We start from the raw sequence: 25,805 nt of genomic DNA, 5'->3' as shown, positions 1-25,805 counted from the left end.
GGCTGGAAAGGCTCAGGGAGACCCGGGACGGCTCACGGTAACCCGCTGACCTGCGATGTTCAATGTGTGTTGAAGGTCAGAGGGTGCCGTCGGGGCCGCTGCGACGCGCCTCGTCGGCCGAGGCGTCGTCGGGCATCGTCTGGCTGACTCGCTCGGCCGCGACCCGGCCCAGGTAGATGTCGACCTCCTCCTTCGTGCGCGCCTCGTCCCAGCCGAGGACGGGAGCGACGAGAGCCGCGGCGGCCGGCGCGGCGGAGACGCCCCGGTCCCAGGCCTCGATCGAGATGCGGGTGCGCCGGGTCAGGATGTCGGTGAGGTGCAGGGCGCCCTCGTGCGAGGCCGCGTAGACGACCTCGGCCTTGAGGTGGTCCTCGGCACCGTCCAGTGGCTCCTTGAGCTCGGGTCGCTCGGCGAGGAGGTCGAGGATCTCCTGGGTGAGCGAGCCGTAGCGACGCAGCAGGTGCTCGACCCGCGCGACGTGCAGGCCAGAGGCACGGGCCAGCGACTGGCGTTGGTTCCACGCGGCCTGGTAGCCGACGCCGCCGAGCAGGGGGATGGTGTCGGTCGTGGAGTCGGCGATCCGGCCGGCGATGGCCTGGGCCGCCTCGTCGACGGCGTCCTTGGCCATGACGCGGTAGGTCGTGTACTTGCCGCCGGCGACGACGACCAAGCCCGGGGCGCTGTGGGTGACGACGTGCTCGCGCGAGAGCTTGCTCGTCGACTCGGACTCGCCGGCGAGGAGTGGTCGCAGGCCCGCGTAGACGCCCTCGACGTCCTCGTGGGTCAGTGGCGTCGCGAGCACGCGGTTCACGTGGTCGAGGATGTAGTCGATGTCAGCGCGCGTGGCCGCGGGGTGGGCCTTGTCCAGGGCCCAGTCGGTGTCGGTGGTGCCCAGGATCCAGTGGCGGCCCCAGGGGATGACGAACAGCACCGACTTCTCGGTGCGCAGGATCAGCCCGGTGGAGGAGTGGATGCGGTCGCGGGGCACCACGAGGTGGATGCCCTTGGAGGCCCGGACGTGGAACTGTCCCCGCTCGCCGACCATCGCCTGGGTGTCGTCGGTCCAGACCCCCGTCGCGTTGACGATCTGTTTGGCGTTGATCTCGAACTCGCGATCGGTCAGCTTGTCGATGGCGCGCACGCCCGTGACGCGCTCGCCCTGACGCAGGAAACCAATGGCAGCAACGCGGTTCGCGATGTGGGCTCCATAGCTGGCGGCGGTACGTGCGAGCTCCATCGTGTGGCGGGCGTCGTCCACCTGGGCGTCGTAGTACTGGACCGCACCCGTGAGGGCGCTGCTCTTGAGGCTGGGCATCAGTCGCAGCGCCTGGCGCCGCGTGAGGTGCCGGTGGTGGGGGAGGGCCGAGCCACCGCCGGAGCTCATCGACATGGCGTCGTAGAGCGCGATCCCGGATCCGACGTAGGCGCGCTCCCACACGTGGTGCGTCAGCGGGTAGAGGAACGGGACGGGACGGACGAGGTGGGGCGCGAGGCGGGTGAGCAGGAGGCCGCGCTCGTGCAGGGCCTCCCTGACGAGGGCGAAGTCGAGCATCTCGAGGTAGCGCAGACCGCCATGGATCAGCTTGCTGGACCGTGAGGAGGTGCCGCTGGCGAAGTCGCGCTGCTCGATCAGGCCGGTCGACAGCCCCCGCGTCACGGCATCGAGGGCCGTGCCGCTCCCGACCACGCCGGCGCCGATGACGAGCAGGTCGAGCTCCTCGCCACTGCCGAGCACGTCGATGGCGTGCTCGCGCCCCTGCGGTGAGAGCGCGGTGTTCGTGCCTGCCAGTCCCATCGTGCTACCCCTCGTCGACATCCACCCAGTCCAGGGTGCGTTCCACGGCTTTGCGCCACCCGGCGTACCCGTCGGCGCGCTGCTGGTCCGACCAGGTCGGTGACCACCGCTGGGACTCCTGCCAGTTGGCGCGGAGCTCGTCGGTGCCTGACCAGAAGCCGGTGGCCAGACCTGCAGCGTAGGCCGCACCGAGCGCGGTCGTCTCCGCGACCACGGGCCGGGACACGGGGACGCCGAGGATGTCGGACTGCAGCTGCATACAGAGGTTGTTGGCCGTGACCCCGCCGTCGACCTTGAGCACCTCGAGCTCGACGCCGGAGTCCTTGGTCATCGCGTCCGAGACGTCGCGGGTCTGGTAGCAGATGGCTTCGAGGGTGGCCCGCGCCAGGTGGGCGTTGGTGTTGAACCGACTCATCCCGACGATGGCGCCGCGGGCGTCGGGACGCCAGTAGGGCGCGAACAGGCCGGAGAACGCGGGAACGAAGTAGAGGCCACCGGTGTCCTTGACCTGGTTGGCGAGCCGCTCGATGTCGGCCGCGCCAGAGATGATGCCGAGCTGGTCGCGCAGCCACTGGACGGCCGACCCGGTGACGGCGATGGAACCCTCCAGCGCATAGACCGGCTTGGCGTCGCCCAGCTGGTAGCAGAGCGTGGTCAGCAGTCCCGACTCGCTGCGGACGATCTCCTCGCCGGTGTTGAGGATCATGAAGTTGCCCGTGCCGTAGGTGTTCTTGCCCTCGCCGGGCGCGAAGCAGACCTGGCCCACGGTCGCGGCCTGCTGGTCTCCGAGGTCGCCGGCGAGCGGGACCTCGCCGCCGAGCGGGCCGTTCGCGAGGGTGTGGCCGTAGAAATCGGGGTCGGAGCTGGGCCGGATCGTCGGGAGCATCGTGTGCGGGATGCCGAAGAAGCCGAGCAGCTCGTCGTCCCAGTCGAGGGTCTTGAGGTCCATCAGCATGGTGCGGCTCGCGTTGGTCACATCGGTGACGTGCACGCCCCCGTCGGTTCCCCCCGTGAGGTTCCAGAGCAGCCAGGTGTCGATCGTGCCGAAGATCGCGTCGCCGCTCTCGGCGACCGCACGGGCACCGTCGACGTTGTCGAGGATCCACTGGACCTTGCCCGCCGAGAAGTAGGCAGCGGGAGGGATGCCGGCGCGTTCGCGAATCACGTCGCCCTGGCCGGACTGGTCGAGCGCGCGGGCGATCCGGTCGGTGCGCGTGTCCTGCCAGACGATCGCGTTGTGCAGGGGCCGTCCCGTGCGGCGGTTCCACACGACGGTGGTTTCGCGCTGGTTGGTGATGCCGAGCGCGGACAGGTCGCCGGCCTGGAGGTTGAGGTGCGACAGCGTCGAACCGATCACGGTCTGGGTGCGCTCCCAGATCTCGAGCGGGTTGTGCTCGACCCAGCCCGCCCGCGGCATGACCTGCTCGTGCTCGAGCTGGTGCCGACCGACCTCGGCACCGTCATGGTCGAACACCATGAATCGCGTGCTCGTCGTCCCCTGGTCAACCGCGCCAACGAAATCGGCCATGCCGCGACCCTAGTGCGGCGCTCTGCCAGCCGCCCGGCATACCCGATCGTGGGTGTTCGGGATCACGCCTCTGGATCCGGTCCGGCACGCGCCTGGCGCCGGGAAACCGGCGGGCGCGGCGGTTGGCGATTCAGAACGCGAAACGAGCCTGTGGATATCTGAAGGCTCGTTTCACGTTCTGCAGAGAGACTGTCGCGGTGAGCGAGAACGAGGGCTTCTGGTCCGAGGCGGACGAGCGGGCTGAGCGCCGGGAGCTCGCGGCAGAAGAGCGGGCCGCGGCGCTGGCCAGGGAAGAAGCCGTCGTCGACCTGCCGTCCGTCCTCCGCCTGGCGTCGCGAGCGGTCGACGGGCTGGTGCGCAGCACGTTGAACGCCCAGGGCATGTCGCACGTGTCGCTGACCGGGCTCGACATCCTGGGCTTGGCGGCCAACCCCCGTCCCATCGCCAATCTCGCCGACCGGCTCAAGATAGCGCCGCAGTCGGTCAGCCAGGCGGTCGGAAACCTTGCAGGTCAGGGCTTGGTCGACAAGACCACCGGCTATCTCGATCAGCGGACGGTGACGGTGTCGACAACCGAGGAAGGTCGTCGGCTGCACGAGTGCGCACGGAGGGCGATCGACGACGCCCTCCACGTCGTGGCCGAGGACGTCACCGAAGGGAGGTTGGCCGACCTCACCGAAGACCTGGCCCGCGTCGCCGACGTCGACCGTGGCCGCCATCCGTGGAATCGGTGGTGAGCCGTGCCGCGCCGGGTCAGGTGGCGCGGGGTCAGGTGGCGCGGGGTCAGGCCTTGGGCTCGGGCTCGGTGAGCGTCGGTCGACCGGGCTGTTCGCCGCCGCGCGCCTCCAGGTAGGAGTTCTTGGGCACCATCACCTTGCGGCGGAAGATGCACACGAGCGTGCCGTCCTGGTTGTAGCCCTTGGTCTCGACGTACACGACACCGCGGTCGTCCTTGGACGTGCTCTCCCACTTGTCGAGCACCTCGGTCTGGCCGTAGATCGTGTCACCGTGGAACGTCGGCGCGACGTGGCGCAGCGACTCGATCTCGAGGTTGGCGATGGCCTTGCCGGAGACGTCGGGCACGGACATGCCGAGCAGCAACGAGTAGATGTAGTTGCCCACCACCACGTTGCGCTTGAACTGCGTGGTGTTCTCCGCATAGTTCGCGTCGAGGTGGAGGGGGTGGTGGTTCATGGTGAGCAGGCAGAACAGGTGGTCGTCGTACTCGGTCACCGTCTTGCCGGGCCAGTGCTTGTAGACCGCACCGACCTCGAACTCCTCGTAGCTGCGTCCGAATTGCATGGGCCCATCTTGCCGATGGCAGCCGGACAAGGACACCGGTATGCCGCGTGCGTTCCCTCACAGCCGGCGTGGTCGAGCCTGGGCGAAAGTTTTCGTCGCAAAGATCGAGAGGACCAGCGCCCGCCCGTCAGGGTGGTGACAGGGCCGCACGGCCAACCCACGCCGACCAGGGAGCAGCAACCATGAAGTACGTCATCCTCATCCACTCCAACCCCCAGCCCTGGGGGCACCCGACCAGCGACTTCATCCCCGAGCACCAGGCGTTGTCGGCCGAGGAGCGCGCGGCCCTCCAGTCCGACTTCGAGGCGGTGCTGGAGGACCTGTCCGATCGCGGCGAGCTCGTGGGCGGCCAAGCCCTCGGCAGCCCCCACGACGCGAGGCTGTTCCGCTGGTCGGGCGGCCGCCGCAAGATCACGGACGGTCCCTACGCCGAGACCACCGAGCACTTCGCCGGCTTCTTCCTGATCGACGTCCCCACCCAGCAACGGGCCGAGGAGGTCGCGCAGAAGTTCTCCGGTCCCGGCGAGACCGTCGAGCTCCGCCCCGTCGCGGAGTGACCGGGACGGCTGTCCCGAGGCATCCCTGCCGGGCCCTACCCTTGGGCACGTGCCGATCGACCTCCACACCCACTCCACCGCGAGCGACGGCACCGAACCCTCCGACGTGGTGGTCGCCCAGGCGGCGCGCGCCGGTCTCGAGGTGGTGGCCCTCACCGACCACGACACGTATGCCGGGTGGCCGGCTGCCGTGGCCGCCGCCCACGAGGTGGGCGTGGACCTGGTGCGTGGCGTCGAGGTCTCCTGCTCACGCCGGGGCGTCAGCGTCCACCTGCTCGGCTACCTCGTCGACCCGCAGGCCCCGGGCCTGCTCCGCGAGCTGGAGCGGGCGCGGGAGTCGAGGGTGACCCGGATCGACCGGATGGTCGAGCTGATGGCCGCCGACGGCATACCGGTCACGATCGAGGAGGTGCGGGCGCAGGCGGGCGAGGGCACGACGATGGGGCGTCCCCACATCGCCGACGCCCTGGTGGCCAGCGGCTACGTGCGCACCCGGGACGAGGCGTTCGCCGACGTCCTGCGCAACGGCAGCCGCTACTACACCTCGCACTACGCACCCGACCCGGTGCTTGCGGTGCAGCTCGTCCGCGAGGCTGGCGGGGTGCCGGTGATGGCGCACCCGTTCGCCAACGGTCGCGGCTGGACCGTCGACGACGCGGTCATCGAGGAGATGAGCGCGGCCGGGCTCGCGGGGCTCGAGGCGTACCACCGCGACCACCGGCCGGGCGAGGTGCGCCACGCGGAGGAGCTCGCGGCGCGCCTGCGGCTCTTCGTCACCGGGTCGAGCGACTACCACGGCGTGGGCAAGGAGAACCGCCTCGGCGAGAACACGACGTCGGCCGACGTCCTCGCCCAGATCGAGCAGCAGGCAACCAGCAGCACCGACGTGGTCAGGGCAGGACGAACGTGAACGACATCATCAACCTCCAGACGTTCGGCTCGGTCTTCGTGACCCTGCTGGTCATCATGGATCCGCCCGGCGCGCTCCCGATCTTCCTGGCGCTCACGGGTTCGCTGACCCAGAAGCAGAAGGTCGCAGCCGCCCGCCGCGCCTCGCTCGTGGCGCTCGGCGTGATCGTCCTGTTCGCCGTGTTCGGCCAGCAGATCCTCACCTACCTCCACATCTCGCTGCCGGCCCTCCAGGGAGCCGGCGGGCTCCTCCTGCTGCTCGTGGCCCTGCAGCTGCTGACGGGGTCTGAGCAGGAGCAGCACGCCGACGCCGGGGTCAACGTCGCGCTCGTGCCGCTCGGCACCCCACTGCTGGCCGGTCCCGGTGCGATCGTCGCGACGATGCTCCAGGTCAAGCGGGCCGACGCGGTCAGCGACTACGTCGCCGTCGCAGCCGGACTGGTCGCCACGATGTTCGTCGTCTGGCTCTTCTTCCGCTTCGCCAGCCAGGTGCACCGGGTGCTCAAGGACAGCGGCACCGTGCTGGTGACCCGGATCGCCGGACTGCTCCTCTCGGCGATCGCCGTGCAGATGGTGGCCGACAGCATCCGAGCCTTTGTCAGCGGCACCCCCTAACGTGGGCGAGGTGAGCGTGGGGGAGTTCGTGCAGCAGGAGTTCGGGGGTATGCCGCGGCGCCTGTTCCGGGCGAGCCCCAGCAAGCTGCTGGCGTGGGTCGACTGCCCACGGCGCTACCGCATGCAGTACCTCGACCGTCCGGCGCCGGCCTCGCGTCCGCAGCGTGCGCACACCTCGTTCGGTGTGGCTGTGCACAACGCGCTCCGCGACTGGTGGGACCTGCCGGCCGAGCAGCGCACCCCGGCTGCGGGCGCCGAGCTCGTCCGGACGTCCTGGATCGACCTCGGTTTCCGCGATGCCGACCAGTCGCGCGAGTGGCGCGAGCGGGCCCAGCAGCAGGTCGTCGACTACCTCGACGAGGTCGACCCGGCCCACCAGCCGCTCGGCATCGAGCGCACGGTCTCCCTCAAGACCGAGGTGTTCACCCTTCAGGGCCGCATCGACCGGCTCGACGACCGTGGCGGTGAGCTGGCGGTCGTCGACTACAAGACCAGCCGCTCGGAGCCGACCGACGACGACGCCCGCACGTCGTTGCCCCTGGCGCTCTATGCCGCTGCCGCGTGGAAGATGTTCCGACGCAAGTGCGTCCGGGTCGAGCTGCACCACCTCCCGACCGGCGCCGTCGCCACCCACGAGCACACCGGTGAGTCGCTCAGGCGCAAGATCGCCGAGGCCGAGTCGATCGCGCAGGACGCGCGCAGGGCCGAGGAGGACTACGCCGAGTTCGGCATCGACTCGGGCCGCTTCCCGGCCAACGTCGGTCCCCTCTGCCAGTGGTGCGACTTCCGCGCCCACTGCCCCGCGGGTCAGGCCTTCGGTCCGGAGAAGTCCGACTGGGCGGCCCTGGAGCAGCCCGCGGTCCGCACCTGACAGACTTGGCCACCGGCACGCGCAACTCTCGAGGCAATCACAGCAGAAGGGCAGCCACTGGTGGCCAGGACATCCGCGAAACCGGCCACCATCGTCTCGGTGGCCAACCAGAAGGGCGGCGTCGCGAAGACGACGTCCGTGGCCTCCCTCGGTGCTGCCTTCGCCGAGCAGGGCAAGCGGGTGCTGCTCGTCGACCTCGATGCCCAGGCCTGCCTGACGTTCAGCCTCGGTGTGGACCCGGACGAGGTCGAGAGCTCGATCAACGAGGTGCTGCTCGGGCGGGCCAGCATCGCCGACGTGCGCGTCACCTGTGATGACGGCGTCGACCTGGTGCCCAGCGTCATCGACCTCGCGGGCGCCGAGGCCCAGCTGCTGCCCCGCCCCGGCCGCGAGTACATCCTGCGGACGGTGCTGGAGGAGGTGCGCAGCGAGTACGACGTGATCATGCTCGACTGTTCGCCGAGCCTGGGCGTCCTGACCCTCAACGCCCTCACCGCCAGCCAGGGCCTGATCATCCCGATGCCCTGCGAGATGCTCAGCCACCGCGGCGTCGGCCAGCTCCTCGACACGGTGACCGACGTGCAGAAGATCCTCAACAAGGACCTCGAGGTGTGGGGCATCCTGCCCACCCTGTTCGACGGTCGCAGCAACCACGCCCGCGAGGTGCTCGCCGACGTCGGTCAGCGCTACGACCTGCCGGTGCTGGACCCGCCGATCCCCAAGACGGTGCGCTTCGCGGAGGCGCCGGCCGTCGGGCGGTCGATCCTGGCCACCTCCCGCACCTCCAAGGGCGCCAAGGCCTACCGGGACGTCGCCGCAGCGCTCGCGAAGAAGATCTGACCCGGCGCCCACTGGGCGATCCGGCCCGCGGCGGCGGAATAGCGATGCGCCGAGCCGACTTGTCACTGGACGGTGACTGAACCCGACCCCCGAGGAGCATCATGTCCCGCACCGCTGCACTGTCCACCGCCTCCGCAGGCGCCCCGCTGACGTCGACGACGATCGAGCGCCGCGAGCTGCGTGACGACGACATCGCCATCGACATCGCCTTTGCCGGCGTCTGCCACAGCGACATCCACCAGGTCCGCGAGGAGTGGGGGAGCGCCATCTTCCCCATGGTTCCCGGCCACGAGATCGCCGGGGTCGTCTCCGCCGTGGGTGACGGGGTGACCCGCCACAAGGTGGGTGACCGCGTCGGCGTCGGCTGCATGGTCGACTCCTGTGGCGAGTGCGAGTACTGCAAGGACGGCCAGGAGCAGTTCTGCGTCGCGGGTGCCGTCATGACCTACAACGGCAAGGGTTACGACGGCGAGGAGACGATGGGCGGCTACAGCCAGCAGGTCGTCGTCAGCGAGCGGTTCGCCGTCCGCATCCCCGACGCCCTCGAGCTCGACGTCGCCGCACCGCTGCTCTGTGCGGGCATCACGACCTACAACCCGCTGAAGCGCTGGGGGGCCGGCCCTGGCACCAAGGTCGCCGTCGTCGGCCTGGGCGGCCTGGGCCACCTCGGCGTGAAGTTCGCCGCCGCCCTCGGGGCCGAGGTCACCGTGCTCAGCCAGACGACCGCCAAGGAGGCTGACAGCAAGGCCTTCGGCGCCGTGGAGCACCGGGCCACCAAGGACGACGCGACCTTCGAGGACTTGCGCGGCCAGTTCGACCTGATTCTCAACACCGTCAGCGCCGACCTGCCGTTCGACCGGTACCTGTCCCTGCTGCGACCCAACGGTGCGATGGTCAACGTCGGGGCGCCGAGCGAGCCGAGCACGTTCCAGGCGTTCTCCCTCCTCGGCGGCAGCAAGGTCCTCGCCGGCTCCAACATCGGCGGCATCCCGCAGACCCAGGAGATGCTCGACTTCGCAGCCGAGCACGGCATCGCGACCGAGATCGAGACGATCAGCGCCGACCAGGTCAACGAGGCCTACGACCGCGTCGTCGGCTCCGACGTGCGCTACCGCTTCGTCATCGACACCGCGACGATCGGCGCCTGAGGCCCTCGGCGCGGCCGAGCCACCGATGAGCGGGTATGCCGTGGAGTTCCGGCGCGTGACGCGCGCCGACTTCGCGCTGCTCTCCCGGTGGCTGGCCGCCCCGCCCGTGGCCCGGTGGTGGAACCACGAGTGGTCGCGGGGCGCGGTCGAGCGTGACTTCGGGCCCTCGGTCGACGGCACGGAACCGAACCAGGACTGGCTGGCCGTCGTGGACGGTCGACCGGTCGGGCTGGTGCAGCGTTCCCGGGTCAGTGACTACGCCGAGAACCTCGCGGACTTCTCCTCGCTCGTCGCGGTCCCCGAGGGCGCACTGACGATCGACTACCTGCTGGGTGACCCCGCGGCATACGGCCAGGGGCTTGGCACGGCGATGATCGCTGCGTTCGTCGCCCGGTCGTTCGACGAGTTCCCTGACGCACCAACGGTTCTCGTGTCGGTCGTGGCGGCCAACGTCGCCTCGTGGCGAGCTCTGGCGACCCGCTGCACTACATCCTGCGCCTCGACCGCCCGGCCTGACACACAGGTATGCCGCGCGGCGGGCGCCGCGCGGCATACCTGGTCTGTCAGTGGGTGGGGGCGTCAGGCCTGGGTGGCCTCGCCCGCGCCGGCGCCACCACGAGTGCGGCGACGGTTGCGGTTGCGGCGCGGCTTGGCCGCAGCCTCGCCGCCCTCGGCCGGTGCGCTCTCCGCGCGACGTTCGCCACCACGGCCGCCGCCATCACGGTTGCCGTCACGACCGCCACGGCCAGCGCCGTCGCGGCTGCCGCCGTCACGGCCACGGCCACGGCCGCCACCGTCGCGGCTCGGGCCGGCGCCGGGGCGACGCCCACCGGACTTGCCCGTCTCGCCGAGGTCCTCGAGCACCTCGGCGCCCAGGCCCGCGAGCTTCTGCGCGGCCCTGGGCAGGCGGCCCTTGGCCGTGCGCGGGATGTCGAGCTGCTCGTAGAAGTGGTCGGAGGAGGAGTAGGTCTCCTCGGGCTCGGGGATGCCGAGGTCGAGGGTCTTGTTGATCATGCCCCAGCGCGGCAGGTCGTCCCAGTCGACGAAGGTCACCGCGATGCCGGTGTTGCCGGCGCGGGCGGTGCGACCGATGCGGTGCAGGTAGGTCTTCTCGTCCTCGGGGCACTGGTAGTTGATGACGTGGGTGACGTTGTCGACGTCGATGCCGCGGGCCGCGACGTCGGTGGCGACGAGGATGTCGACCTTGCCGTTGCGGAACGCGCGCAGGGCCTGCTCGCGCGCGCCCTGACCGAGGTCACCGTGGATGGCCGCGGCGGCGAACCCGCGCTCGGTGAGGTCGTCGGCCACCTTGGCGGCCGTGCGCTTGGTGCGGCTGAAGATGATGGTCAGGCCTCGGCCGTCGGCCTGGAGCATGCGGGCCAGCATCTCGACCTTGTCCATCGCGTGGGCGCGGTAGACGAACTGCTCGACGGCCTTGACCGTGTGGGCGTTCTCCTGGTCGTCACCCATCGCGCGGATGTGCGTCGGCTGACGCATGTAGCGACGGGCGAGGGCGACGACGGCGCCGGGCATGGTCGCCGAGAAGAGCATCGTCTGACGGGCCGGCGAGGTCATCGCGAGCAGCTTCTCCACGTCGGGGAGGAACCCGAGGTCGAGCATCTCGTCGGCCTCGTCGAGCACGACCGACTTGGTCTGCGAGAGGTCGAGGTGGCCCTGCTTGGCCAGGTCGATGAGGCGACCGGGCGTGCCGACCACGATCTCGACGCCGTTCTTCAGCGCCTCGATCTGGGGTTCGTAGGCGCGGCCGCCGTAGACGGTGAGCACGCGGATGCCGCGCCGCTTGCCGGCGCGCTCGAGGTCTGCGGCGACCTGGACGGCGAGCTCGCGCGTCGGGGCGACGGCGAGGGCCTGCGGCTTGCCGGCGTGCGGGAAGGTGTCCCAGGCCGCGTCGCCGCGAGCGACGGTGCGGTTGAGCATCGGGACGCCGAAGCCGAGGGTCTTGCCCGTGCCGGTCTTGGCCTGGCCGATGATGTCGTGCCCACTGAGCGCGACCGGGAGGGTCATCGCCTGGATGGGGAAGGGCGTCACGATGCCGGCGTCGCCCAGCGAGGCGACGATGTCGGGGTGGACGTCGAAGTCGGCGAACGTCGGGTCGGCCGGTGCGGCGACGGGAGCGTCGGCGGTGGTGTCCGGCGTGGTGGCATCGGACAGCTCGGCGTCGGGCGCGTGGGTGCCCGAGGTGGTCTCAGTCATGGAGTTCTCTCGATCGGGGGCGCCCCCACAGTCGGGGTGGCGCTCGCACAGCGGGCCGATCGGAGGTCTTCGTCATGGGTAGCGCGGACCGTGTCCGCGGCTGATTCGTGCCGACCGGGCACCTTTGACCACCTGAGTCTAGCGGTGCGGCCCCGACATCCCCGCATCGGCGAGGGTCACCGAGGGCCCCGACGTTAGGGTGACGGGCATGACCAAGGACGACTGGCTGGCCGATCCGCAGTACCGCGACGCAGTCGCCGACCTCCTCGGAGTGCTTGCGTACGGCGAGCTCACTGCGTTCACCCGACTTGCCGGGGACAGCGAGTTGTCGCCGACCCAGCCGCTCAAGGCTGCCGTGGCCGGGCTGGCGGTGGCCGAGTTCCGGCACTACGAGATCCTCGTCGCCCGACTGGACGAGATGGGGATCGACCCCGAGGTCGCGATGGCGCCGTTCATCGCCCCGATCGACGCGTTCCACGAGCGCACCAAGCCGAGCAGCTGGCACGAGGGCCTGGTCAAGGCCTATGTCGGCGACGGCATCGCCACCGACTTCTACCGCGAGATCGCCGCGTACGTCGACCCCTCGACGCAGGCGCTGGTGCACTCGGCCATGGAGGACGTGGGGCAGGCCGAGTTCGTCGTCAAGGTGGTGCGCGAGGCGATCAAGGCGGATCCCAAGATCGCCGGGCGCCTGGCGCTGTGGGGCCGCAGGCTCGTGGGGGAGGCGCTCTCCCAGGCCCAGCAGGTGGCCGTCGAGCGCGACGCCTTGGCCTCGCTCATGGTGGGTGGCATCGGCGGTCCCGATCGCCCGAGCGCCGACCTGGCCGAGCTCGGCCGGATGTTCGCCCGCCTCACTGACGAGCACACCCGCCGGATGGGTCGTCTCGGCCTCGCCGCCTGAGGGCGGGCATGCGAAAGGGCCCGGTCCGTTGCGGTCCGGGCCCTTTCGGGTGAGGCGGGTGGTCTCAGACCGTGGTGTTCCTTCGCCCGGTGACCGCACCGTAGATGGCGATGAGCACCACCGCGACGATGATGCTGATGATCCAGCGGAGCCAGTCGACGCCCTTGGTGGCCTCGACCCCCAGCGCCGCTGCGAGGTAGTAACCGATGATGACGCCGATGATGCCGAGGACGATCGTGACGATGATCCCGCCGGCCTGGCGACCCGGCATGACTAGCTTGGCGAGGGCGCCGATGATGGCACCCGCGATGATGACACCGATGATCTCCATGTGCTGCCTCACTTTCGTGTGAGCGAGCGGCTGACCGATCGCATTGCGTCATTACCCCACCATGAATCGCGCCAAACCGCACATACTCCAACGGCGTGTTGCGTCACGGTGCGGACACGATCTGCCCGGTATCGGTGCAGGTCAGGGCCGCGAGAGGGGCCTGCCAGGGGAGGGTCAGACGCCGAAGCCGACGCCGCGCTTGTCGGACTCGCCGATCTGGACGTAGCCGAGGACCGCGGCCGGGACGAGGAGCTGGCGCCCCTTGTCGTCGACGAGTGTGAGGACGGTGCCCTTCTCGAGCGACTTGCTCACGGCGGCAGCGATGTCGGCTGCGTTCTCGGTCGACTCGAAGACGACCTCGCGCGAGACGTTCTGGACGCCGATGCGGACCTCCACGGTGGTTCCCTTCAGGGTTGGGTGGGCACGCGGCATACGAGCGCGTGCGGAACTCTCGACAAGGCTAACGAGCGGTGTGTCAGGAACCTTCCCCGCCCACCTTGGGGAACGACCCGAGGCCTCGCCAGGCGAGCGCACCCATGAGGAGGGCGGCCTCCTCCTTGGGGACGTCGGACCCCTGGGCGAGCCAGTGGCGGGCGCTGACCTGCGCGATCCCGGTGAGCGCCATACCCAGCAGCGAGGCGTCCTCGTCGGTCAGCCCGGTGTCCTCGGCGATGACCTCGGCCACGGCTTCGGCGCAGACCAGGCCGACGGCGTCGAGGCGGTTGCGGACCGCGGACTCGTTCGTGAGGTCGGACTCGAAGATCAGCCGGAAGGCCGCCCCGTCACGGGAGACGAAGTCGAAGTAGGCCGCGATGGTGGCGTAGACCCGTTCCCGGTTGTCCTGGGTGGAGGCGAGGGCCTCGCGGACGAGCTGTTCGAGCGCCTCGCTGTGCTTGTCGAGCAGGGCGAGGTAGAGCTCGAGCTTGCCGGGGAAGTGCTGGTAGAGCACCGGCTTGGAGACGCCGGCGCGATCGGCGATGTCGTCCATCGCGGCCGCGTGGTAGCCGGACTCCACGAAGGCGGCCTGGGCCGCTTCGAGGAGCTGGGCGCGGCGGGCGGAGCGTGGGAGGCGTTGGCCCCGGGCGTTGTCGGTGCCTGGAACTGCTCGAAGGGACATGGGGACCTTCTGTTCGATGGTGCAGCGTTCGGCGGTGGTGCGGCCTGACTGCGGTGTCGTGAACATCGTACGGGTGGGTAACCTGCATCACATGGCCATCCCACCGCTGGTTGCGCCCGGACCGGAGCTGACGACCGAGCAGAAGGCCCGCTACGCCCGCCACATCCTGCTCCCCGAGGTCGGCCTGGAGGGTCAGCGAAGGCTGGCCAACGCCCGCGTGCTGGTCGTCGGTGCCGGGGGCCTCGGGTCGCCCGCGCTGATGTACCTCGCGGCCGCTGGAGTGGGCACCATCGGGGTGGTCGACGACGACGTCGTGGACGCCTCCAACCTCCAGCGGCAGGTCGTGCACGGGGTCGCCGACGTCGGTCGTCCCAAGACCGAGTCCGCGGCCGAGACGGTGGCGGCCATCAACCCGCTCGTCACCGTCGTCCGCCACGACGTGCGGCTCACCTCCGAGAACGCGCTCGAGATCCTGGCCGACTACGACGTCGTCCTCGACGGGGCCGACAACTTCCCGACCCGCTACCTCGTCAACGACGCGTGCGTCTTGCTCGGTATGCCGCACGTGTGGGGTTCGATCTACCGCTTCGACGGCCAGGTGTCGGTCTGGTTCGCCGGCCGGGGCCCCTGTTACCGCTGCGTGTTCCCCGAGCCCCCGCCGCCCGATGCCGTTCCCTCCTGCGCGACGGGCGGTGTGCTCGGCGTGCTGTGCGCGGCGATCGGGTCCGTCCAGGTGGCCGAGGCAGTGAAACTCATTGTGGGACAAGGTGATCCGCTCGTGGGACGCCTGCTGGTGCACGATGCCCTTCGCCAGACCTGGGACTCGCTCACCGTCCGCGCCGACCCCGACTGCCCCGTGTGCGGCGGGTCGCCGACCGTGACCTCGCTCGTGGACTACGAGCAGTTCTGCGGTATGCCGGGTGCTTCCGTGTCCGGGTCCGTCCAGGCTGAGGGCGATGGCAGCCGCGCGCCGGCTGCCGCGTTCGCCGAGGTGTCGGCGACGGAGCTGGCCGCCATGCTGGCGGAGCGGGACAGCGGGGACCGGGACTTCGAGCTGGTCGACGTCCGCGAACCGGGGGAGCGTGCGGTCGTGTCGATCCCCGGCGCCCGGGCCCTGCACCTCGACCGGTTCCGCGACGGGACGGCCGCCGACGAGCTGCCACCCGGCATACCGGTCGTGGTCATGTGCAAGTCCGGGGTGCGGTCAGCGGAGGCTGCCGGGCTGCTCGCCGCGAGGGGCCGTGGCGACGTCGCCAACCTGACCGGGGGCGTGCTGGCCTGGGTGAAGGACGTCGACCCGAGCCTGCCGGTCTACTGAAGAGACTGGGATGGTCACGCAGCCAGGGCGGGTCGGTGGTGCCCCGAGCGACTTCGCCGACGACGTGCTCGAGGTGGTGGACACGATTCCCGAGGGCAAGGTGATGACGTACGGCGACATCGCGGAGCTGCTCGGGCGTGGCGGCCCCCGCGGTGTCGGAACCGTCATGGCGAGATACGGCTCGGACGTGCCCTGGTGGCGGGTGATCCGGTCCGGCGGCTACTTTCCGCAAGGCCTCGAGGCCGAGGCGCTGGCGCACTACCGCGAGGAGGGCACCCCTCTCGTCCGCGGTCAGGTCGAGGGGCGACGGGTCGACCTGGCGCGGGCCCGGTGGCTGGAGGCGAAGGTCCCTGTCCCGCCGCCGGTCTCCTGAGCTCCGCAGGGCGTGGCGGCCGGTCGACTGTCGGTCGCGGATGGTGGGATGAGCGGATGCTGACCTTGCGCCGCGCTCCGAGCGTGGTGGCCGAGGCGCCCCCGCTCGACGACGTCCAGCTGGCTGCCCTGGCTCACCGCGGTGGTGTGCTGCGCGTGCTCGGAGGTCCGGGCACGGGCAAGACGACCACGGCGATCGAGGCCGTCGTCGCCCGGGTCGAGTCGGGTGAGGCGACGCCCGACCAGTGCCTCATCCTCACGTCCTCGCGGGTCGCGGCCGGCAGCCTGCGCGAGCGGGTGACGGCCCGGCTCGGCGGCACGTCGACGGAGCCGCTCGCCAGGACGCACCAGGCCCTCGGTTTCGGCATCCTGCGCCAGGCGGCCGCCTTGCGAGGGGATCCCACGCCCCGGTTGCTGAGCGGACCCGAGCAGGACGTCATCCTGCGCGAGCTGCTGGCCGGCCACGTGGAGGAGGGCACCGGCCCGGCGTGGCCCGAGCGGGTCCACCTGGCGTTGGGCACCCGCGGCTTCAGGGGTGAGCTGCGCGACCTGCTGATGCGCGCGGTCGAGCACGACCTCGAGCCGGCCGACCTCGTCCGGCTCGGGCGCGAGCACGACCGGCCGGAGTGGGTCGCCGCGGCGGAGGTGCTGGCCGAGTACGACGAGGTCACCGCGCTGTCCGCACCGGGTGCCTACGACCCGGCGTGGATCCTCGGGGCCGCGGCTGACCTGCTCGAGGAGGACCCGGCGGCCCGGGCGCGGCTCGTCGACGGGCTGCGCCTGGTGGTGGTCGACGACGCCCAGGAGCTCACGTCGGCCGCAGCCCGCCTGCTGCGCACCATGGCGACCCCGGGCCTCGACCTGATCCTGCTCGGCGACCCCGACGCTGCGGTGCAGACCTTCCGCGGGGCGGACCCGCGCCACCTCAGCGACGGCTGGACGCAGCTGGCCGCGACAGCGGAGCACACGGTGGGTGCGACCGGGTTCGACGCACGCTCGGGTGGGCCCCGCACGCTGGTGCTGCCCACGGCATACCGGCTCCCGCAGGCGGTCGTCGACGCGGCGGCCAGGGTTGCCCCCAAGATCGGCGCCCTCGGGGGTGGCCTCCAGCGCGGCGCCGCTGCGGGGCGTCCCGGTGGCCAGGTCGACGTGCGGTTGCTGCGCGCCGTGAGCCAGGAGGCCAGCTACGTCGCCGCCGAGCTGCGCGAGTCGCACCTGAGGTTCGGCATCCCGTGGTCGGAGATGGCCGTCATCGTCCGCGGCCAGGGGCGCACCGCGACTCTGCGCCGGGTGCTGATGGCGGCAGGGGTGCCCGTCGCCGGGACGGCCACCGACCTGCCCGTGCGCGACGAGGTGGCAGTCCGGCCGTTGCTGGCGCTGCTCGACGTGGTCCTCGACCTGGCCCGCGGTGCCACCGAGGCGCTCCACCCCGAGGTAGCCGTCGACACCCTCTTGTCCCCCATCGGTGGTGCCGACGCGGTCGGGCTGCGACGGCTCCGCCGGGCACTGCGCAGGTTCGAGCTCGAGAACGGCGGGGGGCGCACGAGTGACGAGCTGCTCGCCGAAGCCCTCGTCATGCCCGGTGCCCTGATCGAGCTCGGGCCGGAGGCCAACCCTGCTCGGCGGGTCGCCGCGACGATCGCCGCCGGGATCAAGGCGGCGCCGGGCGTCCTGGAGGGCGAGGGGGACGGCGCGGTCTGGCGCTGGGAGGCCGGCGTCAGCGCGGAGTCGGTGCTCTGGGCGATGTGGGCCGCGACCGGGCTCGGAGCCGAGTGGCAGGCGACCGCCCTCGGCGGTGGTGCGGGCGCTGCGCGGGCGGACCGTGACCTCGACGCCGTCGTGGGGCTGTTCGACGCAGCGGCGAAGTTCGTCGACCGGCTTCCGCAGGCCGGACCCGAGGAGTTCCTCACGCACATCGGCAGCCAGGACATCCCGGGCGACACCCTGGTCGCCCGGTCTCCGGTGGGCGAGTCCGTCACCGTCACGACACCCCAGGCGGCTGCCGGGCGTCAGTGGCACCTCGTGGTCGTGGCGGGGGTGCAGGAAGGCGTCTGGCCAGACCTGCGGCTGCGGGGTTCGCTGCTGGGTTCGGAGCACCTGGTCGACGTGGTGGCGGGGCGGGCGACGACGTTCCGGGCGGCGCAGGCGGCCGTCCGCTACGACGAGACGAGGTCGTTCCTCGTCGCGCTCACCCGGGCGAGCGATCGCGTCATCGTGACCGCGGTGCGGTCCGACGACGAGCAGCCCTCGGTCTACCTCGACGTCGTCGACCCGGAAACCATTGCCATTCAAGGAGATCGACGGTTCGCCGAGGTCGCACGCACGATGACCCTGCCCACCCTTGTGGGTGAGCTGCGCCGCCAGCTCGTCTCGGAGGACCCTGCGGTGCGCGCCACTGCGGTGGCCGCGCTGTCCCGGCTCACCCGCGAGGGTGTGCCGGGGGCCGACCCCGGCCAGTGGTGGGCGCTGCGCGAGGTGTCCGACGACCGTCCACTGCGGTCCGACGACGAGGAGGTCAGGGTCTCGCCGAGCAAGGTCGAGTCGTTCGGCAACTGCGGGCTGCGCTGGCTGCTCGGCTCCGTCGGCGGGGACGGGCCGTCCGTCGGCGCCGCCGACATCGGCACGCTCGTCCACGACATCGCCGCCGAGCTGGGTGACGTCGATGCCGACACCCTGGTCGCCGAGGTGGATGCCCGCTGGGGCCGCCTGGGTATGCCGGCCGGCTGGGTCGCCGACCGCAAGCGCCTGGAGGCGCACGGCATGGTCCGCAGGCTGGCGACCTACTTCGACGAGGCGCGAGCGGGTGGCTGGGTGCGGCTCGGTGCCGAGATCGACATGAAGGTCGTCCTCGGCAGGGCCGTCCTCAGCGGCAAGGTCGACCGCATCGAGAGGACGCCGGACGGCACGGCGCTGCGCGTCGTGGACTACAAGACGGGCAGCAGCAAGCCCCGCGCCGAGGAGCTCGCGCGTCACCCGCAGCTCGGTGCCTACCAGCTCGGCGTCGAGAGCGGCGCGTTCGGCGGGCTGGGCGACCGGTCTGCCGGCGCCGCCCTGCTCCAGGTCGGCAAGGCCGCGTTGGTCAAGACGACCCTGCAGACGCAGGGCCCGCTCCGCGACGACGCGGATCCGCAGTGGGCCGCCGACCTCGTGACGTCGACGGCCGAGGGGATGGCCGGCTCGACCTTCAAGGCGACGGTCGGGGACTGGTGCAAGCTGTGCCAGCTCAGGGCCTCCTGCCCGGCGCAGCCCGAGGGACGGGTGCTCTGATGGCGCACAACCCGACAACGCAGGACCTGGCAGCGCAGGACCTGGCAGCGCAGGTGCCGATGGGGCGAGATCTGTTGTCCGCCAAGGAGATTGCCCATGCTCTCGGCCAACCTGAGCCCACGGCTCAGCAGGTCGAGGTGATCGAGGCGCCGATGTCGCCGCTGCTCGTCGTGGCCGGAGCCGGGTCGGGCAAGACCGAGACGATGACCGGCCGCGTCGTGTGGCTGGTCGCCAACGGCTTCGTCGAGCCCGACCAGGTACTCGGCCTCACCTTCACCCGCAAGGCCGCGACCGAGCTGTCCGAGCGCATCGGCGCCCGCCTGCGGCTGCTCCAGCAGCGAGACGTGTGGCACCCTCGCACCGACGACGCCGAGACGGGGGCCGAGGTCCTGGGCGGGACGCCGACCGTGTCGACCTACCACTCCTATGCAGGGCGGCTGGTGCGCGAGCACGCGCTGCGGCTGGGCTACGAGTCCGAGTCACGGTTGCTGTCCGAGGCCGCCGCGTGGCAGTACGCGTCCGAGGTCGTCGCCGCCTACGACGGGCCGATGGACGACGTGCAGTTCGCCGAGTCCACCGTGACGGCAGCGGTCGTCGACCTGGCCGGCGAGATGGCCGAACACCTGGTCGGCGTCGGTGACGTCGCGGCATACCTCGACCGGGTCCTCGATGCACTGGCCGCGCTGCCCCCGCACGCCGGGGCACGTGGCAAGGACCTGCCCGGCGAGGTCAAGAAGATGCGCGAGCAGCTGCGGGCGCGGGCCGGCGTGCTGCCGATGGTCGAGCGCTACCTCGCGCTCAAGCGCACTCGTGACGCGATGGACTTCGCCGACCAGATGGCGCTGGCCGCCCGACTGGCCATGACCTTCCCCGACATCGGCGCCATCGAGCGGCAGCGCTTCGGCGCTGTCCTGCTCGACGAGTTCCAGGACACCTCGGCCGCCCAGCTCGAGCTGCTGCGGTCGCTGTTCGTCGCGCCGGGGGAGCCGTCGCCGGTGACCGCCGTGGGCGACCCGCACCAGTCGATCTACGGCTGGCGAGGGGCCAGCGCGACCACCCTGAGCGAGTTCCGCAGCGCGTTCGGCCCCGACGGCGGGCTGGCTCCGGTCCTGCCCCTGGCGACCAGCTGGCGCAACGACGTGGGGGTGCTCCGGGTGGCCAACGCGGTGGCCGGTCCCCTGCGGGCGGGGTCCAAGGTCCCCGTCGACGAGCTCGTCTCGCGTGCGGGCGCAGGGCCCGGACGGGTGGTGGCTGCCCGTGTCGAGACGGCGGGCGACGAGGCTGCCCTGGTTGCCACGTGGCTGCAGGACCGTCGAGCGGCCGGGGCCACGTCGTCCGCGGTGTTGTGCCGCAAGCGGTCCCAGTTCGCTGCCCTGATCGACGCGCTCGACTCCCGGGGGATCCCCCACGAGGTCGTCGGCCTCGGCGGGCTGCTGCTCACCCCCGAGGTCGAGGACATCACCGCCCTGCTGCACGTCGTCAACGACCCGAGTCGGGGGGACCAGCTCATGCGGCTGCTCACCGGCCCTCTGTGTCGTCTGGGGGCGGCCGACCTGGACGGGCTGATGGCGTGGGCCCGTCACCAGCAGGACCTGAGGCTGGGTGTCGACGACCGCGACGCGCCACAGGACGACGACGCCGAAGGGGCGGTGGCGGGGCCAGCCGCTCGCACGACCCGTGACCAGGCGCCCGACAGCTCCGACCGGGTCAGCATCGTCGAGGCCGTCGACGACCCGCCCCGTCCGGGCTGGACCAGCTGGGACGGCAAGGGCGTCAGCGAGGTGGGGCTGGGTCGGCTGCGCGGGCTGCAGCAGGCGATCCGCCGGCTTCGGTCCCTGTCGGCCCTGCCGCTGGCCGATCTCGTGGGAGAGGCGGAACGCGCCCTGGGACTCGACATCGAGGTGCTGGCTCGAGAGGGCTACACGCCGGCCGCCGCTCGCGCCCACCTCGACGCCTTCGCCGACGTCGCAGCGACCTTCACCGTCAGCGCTGACCGACCCAATCTCGGCGGGTTCCTCGCCTGGCTGGCCGCCGCCCTCAAGGAGGAGCGAGGGCTCGACAAGGGCTACATCGAGGCCTCCTCCGACGCGGTCCAGATCCTGACGGTGCACGCGGCGAAGGGCCTGGAGTGGGACGCAGTCGCTGTCCCCGGGCTCGTGGAGGGCTCGTTCCCGGCGCTGTCCTCGGCGGCCAGTCGCTCCGACGGCGAGCAGTGGCGGATGTCGCCGCCCAAGCAGCGCGGGTGGATCGGTGGGTTGTCCGACGGCGGCATCCCCTACGCCCTGCGTGGCGACCGTGACGGGCTCCCCCTGCTCGACTGGCAGGCAGCCTCGGACTGGAAGGACATGGACACGCGGGTCGAGGACTTCCTGCGCGCCGGGGGAGACCACGGTGTCGACGAGGAACGTCGGCTGGCCTACGTCGCCTTCACCCGGGCCCGGTCAGACATGCTGCTGACGGCGCCGGTCTGGACCGACGGCAAGACCCCCAAGGTCACTTCGCGGTTCCTCACCGAGGTCGTGGCGGCCGAGCAGGTCCTGCCCGTCGAGCGCCTGGCGTGGGTCGACCTTCCTGACCCCGCGCTGCCCGACGAGGCGGTGAACCCGTCGGCGGCCGAGGCGGTGTCCGTCCAGTGGCCGGCCGACCCGCTCGCCCAGCGCCGTGCCGCCCTGGCGACCGGTGCGGCTGCCGTCCGGTCCGCCGTACAGGCGCACGCCGAGGGGTCGAGCCAACCCGGTGAGGCCGCCGAGCAAGGGATCCTGCCGATGCCCGGCGCCGCGCTGCCGGTGCTCGAGGAGCTCGACCTCCTGCTCGAAGAACGCCGCCGGCTGGCCCACCGTGGCGACGTCACCGTCCTCATGCCGCGGCACCTCTCCGCGTCGGCCGTGGTGGCACTGGCCCAGGATCCTGCCCGCTTCGCGTCGGCCCTGCGACGCCCCATGCCCGAACCCCCGGCGCTGGCCGCTCGCCGCGGGACGGCCTTCCACGCCTGGGTGGAGCAGCACTTCGCCCAAGCCGCGATGGTCGACATCCTCGACCTGCCCGGCAGCGCCGACGACGACCCCGGTGATGATGACGACCTTCCCCTGATGAAGGAGCGGTTCCTCGCCAGCGACTGGGCACACCGCACCCCGGCCGAGATCGAGATCGCGGTCGAAACGGTCATCGACGGGATCGCGGTCCGGGGCCGCATCGACGCGGTCTTCCCCCGGCCGAGCGGTGGCTTCACCATCGTCGACTGGAAGACCGGTGCCACGCCGCGGGGTGGTTCCGGGGCGGCACGTGCCCTTCAGCTCGCGGCCTACCGCGTCGCCTTTGCGCGCCTTCGCGGCCTCGAGCTGGACTCCGTCGATGCGGCGTTCTACTACGCCGCCACGGGCGAGACCGTCTGGCCGGACCTGCCCGACGCCGACGCCCTGGCACAGCTGCTGGCGGGCGTGCCCGACTAGGAGTCGGCGTGCCCGACTGGGCCGCGCTGCGAGGACCGCGGGCTGTAGCCGGGCTCGAACTCCGGTCCGGGGTCCTCGCCCTCGATCGGCTCGGGAGCGCGCAGCTCGGACACGTCGATCTCCGCCGTGACGTCGTTCTCGGCCAGCCCGAGCTGGGGCGACCCGTCGTCCTCGAGATCGCTGTCCTCCTCGTCCGGCGCCGCCAGCGCTTCGTCGTCGCTGTCGCGGCTGTCCTCGCCGTCTCCAGGGCCCGGGTCAGGGTCAGCGGTCCGGCCGAACATCACCTCGACGTCGTCCTCTTCGTCGTCCTCGTCGTCGACGACCGTCGGCGGCACGAGCACCGGGCTCTTGGGCCGAGCAGGCGTCAGACCCGCGCGCCGGTAGTCGTTGGCTTCCTCTTCCTCGGCATGCACCCGCGCGTCCAGTCGGCGCAGCGCCGAGGCGTGGCGCTCGACCTCCAACCGGTCGCCTCCGGTCACGGCGGACATGAGCTGTGACAGGGTCCGCATCTGGGCGCACAGCCGGGCCCGGGTCAACAGGTGGACGTCAGGGCGTTCGGCGCGGGCGTGGGCATAGGCCTCCATCAACGTCTCCATGGCCCTCGGCGACGCCTGGGTGACCAGTGCGAAGAAGTCGTCCGCGGGATCCGCGACCTTGGCGTCCTCCCAGCCGGTGAGCGCCTTGACCCGGCCGGTCGAGGCGTCGTCCTCGTCGTCGAAGACCACCAGCACCTGGTCGCCGGTGAGGTCCCCGTGGGTCGGGGTCGGCGCGAACCGCCACAGGGTGACGTCCTCCAGCAGCTTCTCCCAGCGCGCCAGGAGCCCCGTCGGCACGTGTCCGGTGGCCGCCGCCCGGTCCAGCTCGCTGAGTCGCCGAGTGCGGTAGGTGTCGGCGTCGTAGGCCGGGAGCCCGGCTTCGTCGAACAGCCCGTGGTCAGCGTTGTGCAGGGCCGCGATGGCCCGCCCGAGCTCGGCGGCGAGCCCGGGACCGCCCGACAGCTGGGAGAAGTCGATGTTCTGCCCCGGCAGGTAGGGGTAGATCGCGGCCCGACCGCCCTCCTTCAGCGCGGCGAAACCCTTGGGCGTCGGCACGCTGAACGGCAGCCGTCGCGCCAGCAGGGCCAGCAGCCCGAAGGTCGACTCCATCTGGGCGGCGGCCGCCTGGCTGCGCGGAACGCGCACGACCCACCGTCGGTGCTGGGTGTCCTGCACGAACGCCACGTCGTAGCTGTTGGCGCGCTCGGGGTGCTCGTGCGCACCCGGGAGGGCCTCGACGCTCGCGGGGTCGAGGCCCGGCACGGCAGCACTCGCGAGAGCGGCGAGGAAGAGGGGGCTGCGGTCCACACCGTCACCGTATGCCGTGCGGGCGCGCCTAGGGTGGAGGCGTGGGCCTCCTGACCGAAACTCTCGCGAATGTCTCGCTCGCCCGTCCCGGCCTGGACCGTCACGCGGAGCGCCGGGCTGATCCGGACCTCGTGCCACAGCTGCTGGCCCAGCCCGCCACCCGGGTGCTCGTGGTCCGCGGCGACAAGGTCCCCGTGGTCACCTCCGTGGTCGGCTCGGGTGACGCGGCCTCGGACGATCCGGCACTGCTGCTGCGACCTCCCATCGCGTCCGACTCGGCCGCGCTGGTCCTCTACCTGGGGCAGGACGGCGAGGGCACGGCATACCTCGCGGTGGCGGAGCCGGTCCCTGCGGAGGGTGAGGTGCCGGAGGGTGAGGGCGACCACTGGCGCTCGCTGCGTCAGGTCGGCGCGGACCTGTCCGACCGCGACGCGACGATCTTCGCCACCGCGCTGGCGCTGGCGAACTGGCACGCCACCCACACCCACTGTCCGCGCTGCGGCGCCCCGACCGCGCCTGTCCAGGGAGGGTGGCTGCGCCGGTGCGAGCGGGACGGCAGCGAGCACTACCCGCGGACCGATGTCGCGGTCATCATGTCCGTCATCGACGACCGCGACCGGATCCTGCTGGCCCGGGGCGCGGGCTGGGGGACAGGGCGGTTCTCGGTGCTGGCGGGCTTCCTCGAGCCGGGCGAGAGCCTGGCCGCGGCGGTCGCGCGAGAGGTGTACGAGGAGGTCGGCCTGGTGGTCAGCGACGTCGAGTACCTGGGGGACCAGCCGTGGCCGTTCCCGAACTCGATCATGGTGGGGTTCACCGCGCGCGCGGCCTCCAGCGAGCTGCGGCTGCAGGAGTCCGAGATCGCCGAGGCCCGGTGGTTCACCCGGGACGAGTACCGCGAGATCCTGGCCGCGGGTCACGTCAGCGCGTCGACCCGGTTGTCGATCGCCCGCCGGATCATCGAGCGTTGGCTGGGCCACGACCTCGAGGACGTGACACCCGGCTGAGGGGTGTCCGGGGGGCTCAGCGCGTCAGGACGCGAGCTTCTTCTTGACCTCGTGGATCGAGGGGTTGGTTGCCGAGGAGCCGTCCGGGAAGAGCAGCGTGGGGACCGTCTGGTTGCCGTCGTTGGCGTCCATCACGAACTTCACGGCCTCCGGCACGTCCTCGATGTTCACCTCGGTGAAGGCAATGCCCTCGCGACCCATCTGGGCCTTGAGGCGGTTGCAGTACCCGCACCAGGACGTGCTGAACATCGTCACGGAGCCGGGGGCAGGGGACTTCAGGGCGGTGGCGCTCATGCGTCGCGTCGTCTCTTTCGAAGGTGGGGTCGCAGGTGGGGGCGGTCGTACGGACCGGGGGTCTACGCGTTGGTCAACACCGACCGGGCCGCTGACCTTCCGTGCCGGAGTGTGATCTCTGTGACCATGATGTCCCATGCCGCAGACTTCCGCGCACGACCCCGCCCTGCTCGCCCTGGCTGCGGGGCGCAACCTGGGCACCCTCGCCGCCCTCAAGCGGGACGGCCGGCCCCAGCTCTCGATGGTCAACTTCGCCCTGCACCAGGCCCACCCCACTAGCCCCACCAGCCCTGCTGACCTCACCAGCCCCACCGACCCCACCGTTCGGGTGTCCGTGGTCGACGGCCGGGCCAAGGTGGCCAACCTGCTGCGCGACCCGAGGGGTTCGCTCCTGGTCACCTCACCCGACGGCTGGTCGTATGCCGTGCTCGAGGGTGACGTCGAGTTCTCGCCCGTGGCGAGGGCGCGGGACGACGAGACCGTGGAGGAGCTGGTCGAGCTGTTCCGCACGATCCGGGGAGAGGAGCACTCGGACTGGGACGACTACCGGCGCGCGATGGTGCAGGACCACCGGCGGATCCTGCGGCTGCGCGTGACCCGGGTCTACGGCCTGATCCAGTGACGACGGGC

Annotated in this window: 23 protein-coding genes and 1 pseudogene; 15 read left to right on the top strand and 9 right to left on the bottom strand. The window is 71.4% G+C overall.

Features of this window, described 5'->3' with window-relative positions:
• Positions 1-76: 76 nt before the first annotated feature.
• On the bottom strand, positions 77-1,816 hold the full coding sequence (locus AC1DS4_RS10345; RefSeq protein WP_477632389.1) for a glycerol-3-phosphate dehydrogenase/oxidase: 1,740 nt from the start codon (positions 1,814-1,816) through the stop codon (positions 77-79).
• Entirely contained in the window at positions 1,800-3,323 is a 1,524-nt protein-coding gene (gene glpK / locus AC1DS4_RS10340; protein WP_477624168.1) for a glycerol kinase GlpK, read from the bottom strand. Before glpK ends, AC1DS4_RS10345 begins: the two co-directional genes overlap by 17 nt.
• 197 nt (positions 3,324-3,520) lie before the next feature.
• Here glpK and AC1DS4_RS10335 point away from each other — a divergent pair, with 197 nt between their 5' ends.
• Positions 3,521-4,060, top strand: coding sequence for a MarR family winged helix-turn-helix transcriptional regulator (locus AC1DS4_RS10335; protein ID WP_477624169.1), 540 nt, complete (start codon positions 3,521-3,523; stop codon positions 4,058-4,060).
• A 46-nt stretch (positions 4,061-4,106) separates the two neighbouring features.
• Here AC1DS4_RS10335 and AC1DS4_RS10330 read toward each other — a convergent pair whose 3' ends face one another.
• Positions 4,107-4,625 carry a MaoC family dehydratase gene (locus AC1DS4_RS10330; protein ID WP_477624170.1) on the bottom strand — a complete coding sequence of 173 codons (519 nt, stop codon included), beginning with the start codon at positions 4,623-4,625 and terminating at the stop codon, positions 4,107-4,109.
• A 182-nt stretch (positions 4,626-4,807) separates the two neighbouring features.
• Here AC1DS4_RS10330 and AC1DS4_RS10325 point away from each other — a divergent pair, with 182 nt between their 5' ends.
• The 7 genes and pseudogenes from AC1DS4_RS10325 to AC1DS4_RS10295 all read left to right on the top strand — a co-directional run.
• Positions 4,808-5,182, top strand: coding sequence for a YciI family protein (locus tag AC1DS4_RS10325; protein ID WP_477624171.1), 375 nt, complete (start codon positions 4,808-4,810; stop codon positions 5,180-5,182).
• A 49-nt stretch (positions 5,183-5,231) separates the two neighbouring features.
• Entirely contained in the window at positions 5,232-6,092 is an 861-nt protein-coding gene (locus tag AC1DS4_RS10320; protein WP_477624172.1) for a PHP domain-containing protein, read from the top strand.
• Entirely contained in the window at positions 6,089-6,706 is a 618-nt protein-coding gene (locus AC1DS4_RS10315; protein ID WP_477615666.1) for a MarC family protein, read from the top strand. Before AC1DS4_RS10320 ends, AC1DS4_RS10315 begins: the two co-directional genes overlap by 4 nt.
• 10 nt (positions 6,707-6,716) lie before the next feature.
• Positions 6,717-7,577, top strand: coding sequence for a RecB family exonuclease (locus AC1DS4_RS10310; protein WP_477624173.1), 861 nt, complete (start codon positions 6,717-6,719; stop codon positions 7,575-7,577).
• Between the two features lie 99 nt (positions 7,578-7,676).
• Positions 7,677-8,417 (top strand): ParA family protein, encoded by a 741-nt coding sequence (locus AC1DS4_RS10305; protein ID WP_477624174.1) that lies wholly within the window; start codon positions 7,677-7,679, stop codon positions 8,415-8,417.
• A 101-nt stretch (positions 8,418-8,518) separates the two neighbouring features.
• The gene (locus AC1DS4_RS10300; RefSeq protein WP_477624175.1) at positions 8,519-9,565 is read left to right on the top strand and encodes an NAD(P)-dependent alcohol dehydrogenase; all 1,047 of its coding nucleotides are present in this window, start codon (positions 8,519-8,521) and stop codon (positions 9,563-9,565) included.
• Between the two features lie 25 nt (positions 9,566-9,590).
• Positions 9,591-10,031 (top strand): annotated as a pseudogene (locus AC1DS4_RS10295) (GNAT family N-acetyltransferase); the annotation flags it as partial.
• 113 nt (positions 10,032-10,144) lie between these two features.
• Here AC1DS4_RS10295 and AC1DS4_RS10290 read toward each other — a convergent pair.
• The gene (locus AC1DS4_RS10290; protein WP_477624177.1) at positions 10,145-11,779 is read right to left on the bottom strand and encodes a DEAD/DEAH box helicase; all 1,635 of its coding nucleotides are present in this window, start codon (positions 11,777-11,779) and stop codon (positions 10,145-10,147) included.
• Between the two features lie 208 nt (positions 11,780-11,987).
• Here AC1DS4_RS10290 and AC1DS4_RS10285 point away from each other — a divergent pair, with 208 nt between their 5' ends.
• A complete protein-coding gene (locus tag AC1DS4_RS10285) occupies positions 11,988-12,680 on the top strand; it encodes a ferritin-like fold-containing protein (RefSeq protein WP_477615672.1) in 693 nt (230 codons plus the stop codon).
• Positions 12,681-12,744: 64 nt separating this feature from the next.
• On the opposite strand, the gene AC1DS4_RS10280 is transcribed toward AC1DS4_RS10285, so the two are convergent.
• The 3 genes from AC1DS4_RS10280 to AC1DS4_RS10270 all read right to left on the bottom strand — a co-directional run bounded on the left by AC1DS4_RS10280 (position 12,745) and on the right by AC1DS4_RS10270 (position 14,128).
• A complete protein-coding gene (locus AC1DS4_RS10280) occupies positions 12,745-13,011 on the bottom strand; it encodes a GlsB/YeaQ/YmgE family stress response membrane protein (protein ID WP_477615673.1) in 267 nt (88 codons plus the stop codon).
• A gap of 174 nt (positions 13,012-13,185) precedes the next feature.
• Positions 13,186-13,407: a DUF3107 domain-containing protein gene (locus tag AC1DS4_RS10275; protein ID WP_477615674.1), complete on the bottom strand. Its 222-nt coding sequence runs from the start codon at positions 13,405-13,407 to the stop codon at positions 13,186-13,188.
• A 79-nt stretch (positions 13,408-13,486) separates the two neighbouring features.
• Positions 13,487-14,128: a TetR/AcrR family transcriptional regulator gene (locus AC1DS4_RS10270; RefSeq protein WP_477615675.1), complete on the bottom strand. Its 642-nt coding sequence runs from the start codon at positions 14,126-14,128 to the stop codon at positions 13,487-13,489.
• Positions 14,129-14,219: 91 nt separating this feature from the next.
• Here AC1DS4_RS10270 and moeB point away from each other — a divergent pair, with 91 nt between their 5' ends.
• From moeB to AC1DS4_RS10250, 4 genes are read left to right on the top strand one after another with little or no spacing between them, the layout of a single operon-like run.
• On the top strand, positions 14,220-15,446 hold the full coding sequence (gene moeB, locus AC1DS4_RS10265) for a molybdopterin-synthase adenylyltransferase MoeB (RefSeq protein WP_477632390.1): 1,227 nt from the start codon (positions 14,220-14,222) through the stop codon (positions 15,444-15,446).
• A 10-nt stretch (positions 15,447-15,456) separates the two neighbouring features.
• The gene (locus tag AC1DS4_RS10260; RefSeq protein WP_477632391.1) at positions 15,457-15,819 is read left to right on the top strand and encodes an MGMT family protein; all 363 of its coding nucleotides are present in this window, start codon (positions 15,457-15,459) and stop codon (positions 15,817-15,819) included.
• A gap of 56 nt (positions 15,820-15,875) precedes the next feature.
• Positions 15,876-19,085 carry an ATP-dependent helicase gene (locus tag AC1DS4_RS10255; RefSeq protein WP_477632392.1) on the top strand — a complete coding sequence of 1,070 codons (3,210 nt, stop codon included), beginning with the start codon at positions 15,876-15,878 and terminating at the stop codon, positions 19,083-19,085.
• Complete coding sequence (locus AC1DS4_RS10250) at positions 19,085-22,534, top strand: ATP-dependent helicase (protein WP_477632393.1); 3,450 nt, start codon at positions 19,085-19,087, stop codon at positions 22,532-22,534. The genes AC1DS4_RS10255 and AC1DS4_RS10250 overlap by 1 nt, the downstream gene beginning before the upstream one ends.
• Here the strand turns inward: AC1DS4_RS10250 and AC1DS4_RS10245 are convergent.
• Positions 22,531-23,877, bottom strand: coding sequence for a phosphotransferase (locus AC1DS4_RS10245; protein ID WP_477632394.1), 1,347 nt, complete (start codon positions 23,875-23,877; stop codon positions 22,531-22,533). The two genes, AC1DS4_RS10250 and AC1DS4_RS10245, sit on opposite strands and share 4 nt — an antisense overlap.
• Positions 23,878-23,918: 41 nt before the next feature.
• Here AC1DS4_RS10245 and nudC point away from each other — a divergent pair, with 41 nt between their 5' ends.
• A complete protein-coding gene (gene nudC, locus AC1DS4_RS10240) occupies positions 23,919-24,881 on the top strand; it encodes an NAD(+) diphosphatase (protein ID WP_477632395.1) in 963 nt (320 codons plus the stop codon).
• A gap of 24 nt (positions 24,882-24,905) precedes the next feature.
• Here the strand turns inward: nudC and AC1DS4_RS10235 are convergent, their stop codons facing one another.
• Positions 24,906-25,175 carry a glutaredoxin domain-containing protein gene (locus tag AC1DS4_RS10235; RefSeq protein WP_477615682.1) on the bottom strand — a complete coding sequence of 90 codons (270 nt, stop codon included), beginning with the start codon at positions 25,173-25,175 and terminating at the stop codon, positions 24,906-24,908.
• 136 nt (positions 25,176-25,311) lie between these two features.
• Between AC1DS4_RS10235 and AC1DS4_RS10230 the strand changes: the two genes are divergently transcribed.
• Positions 25,312-25,797, top strand: coding sequence for a PPOX class F420-dependent oxidoreductase (locus tag AC1DS4_RS10230; protein WP_477632396.1), 486 nt, complete (start codon positions 25,312-25,314; stop codon positions 25,795-25,797).
• The last annotated feature ends 8 nt before the right edge of the window (positions 25,798-25,805 follow it).

The sequence above is a fragment of the Pedococcus sp. P3_C7 genome (assembly GCF_056402615.1).
Note: the sequence above shows the minus strand (reverse complement) of the source record. Positions and strands in the feature narration are given on the sequence as shown.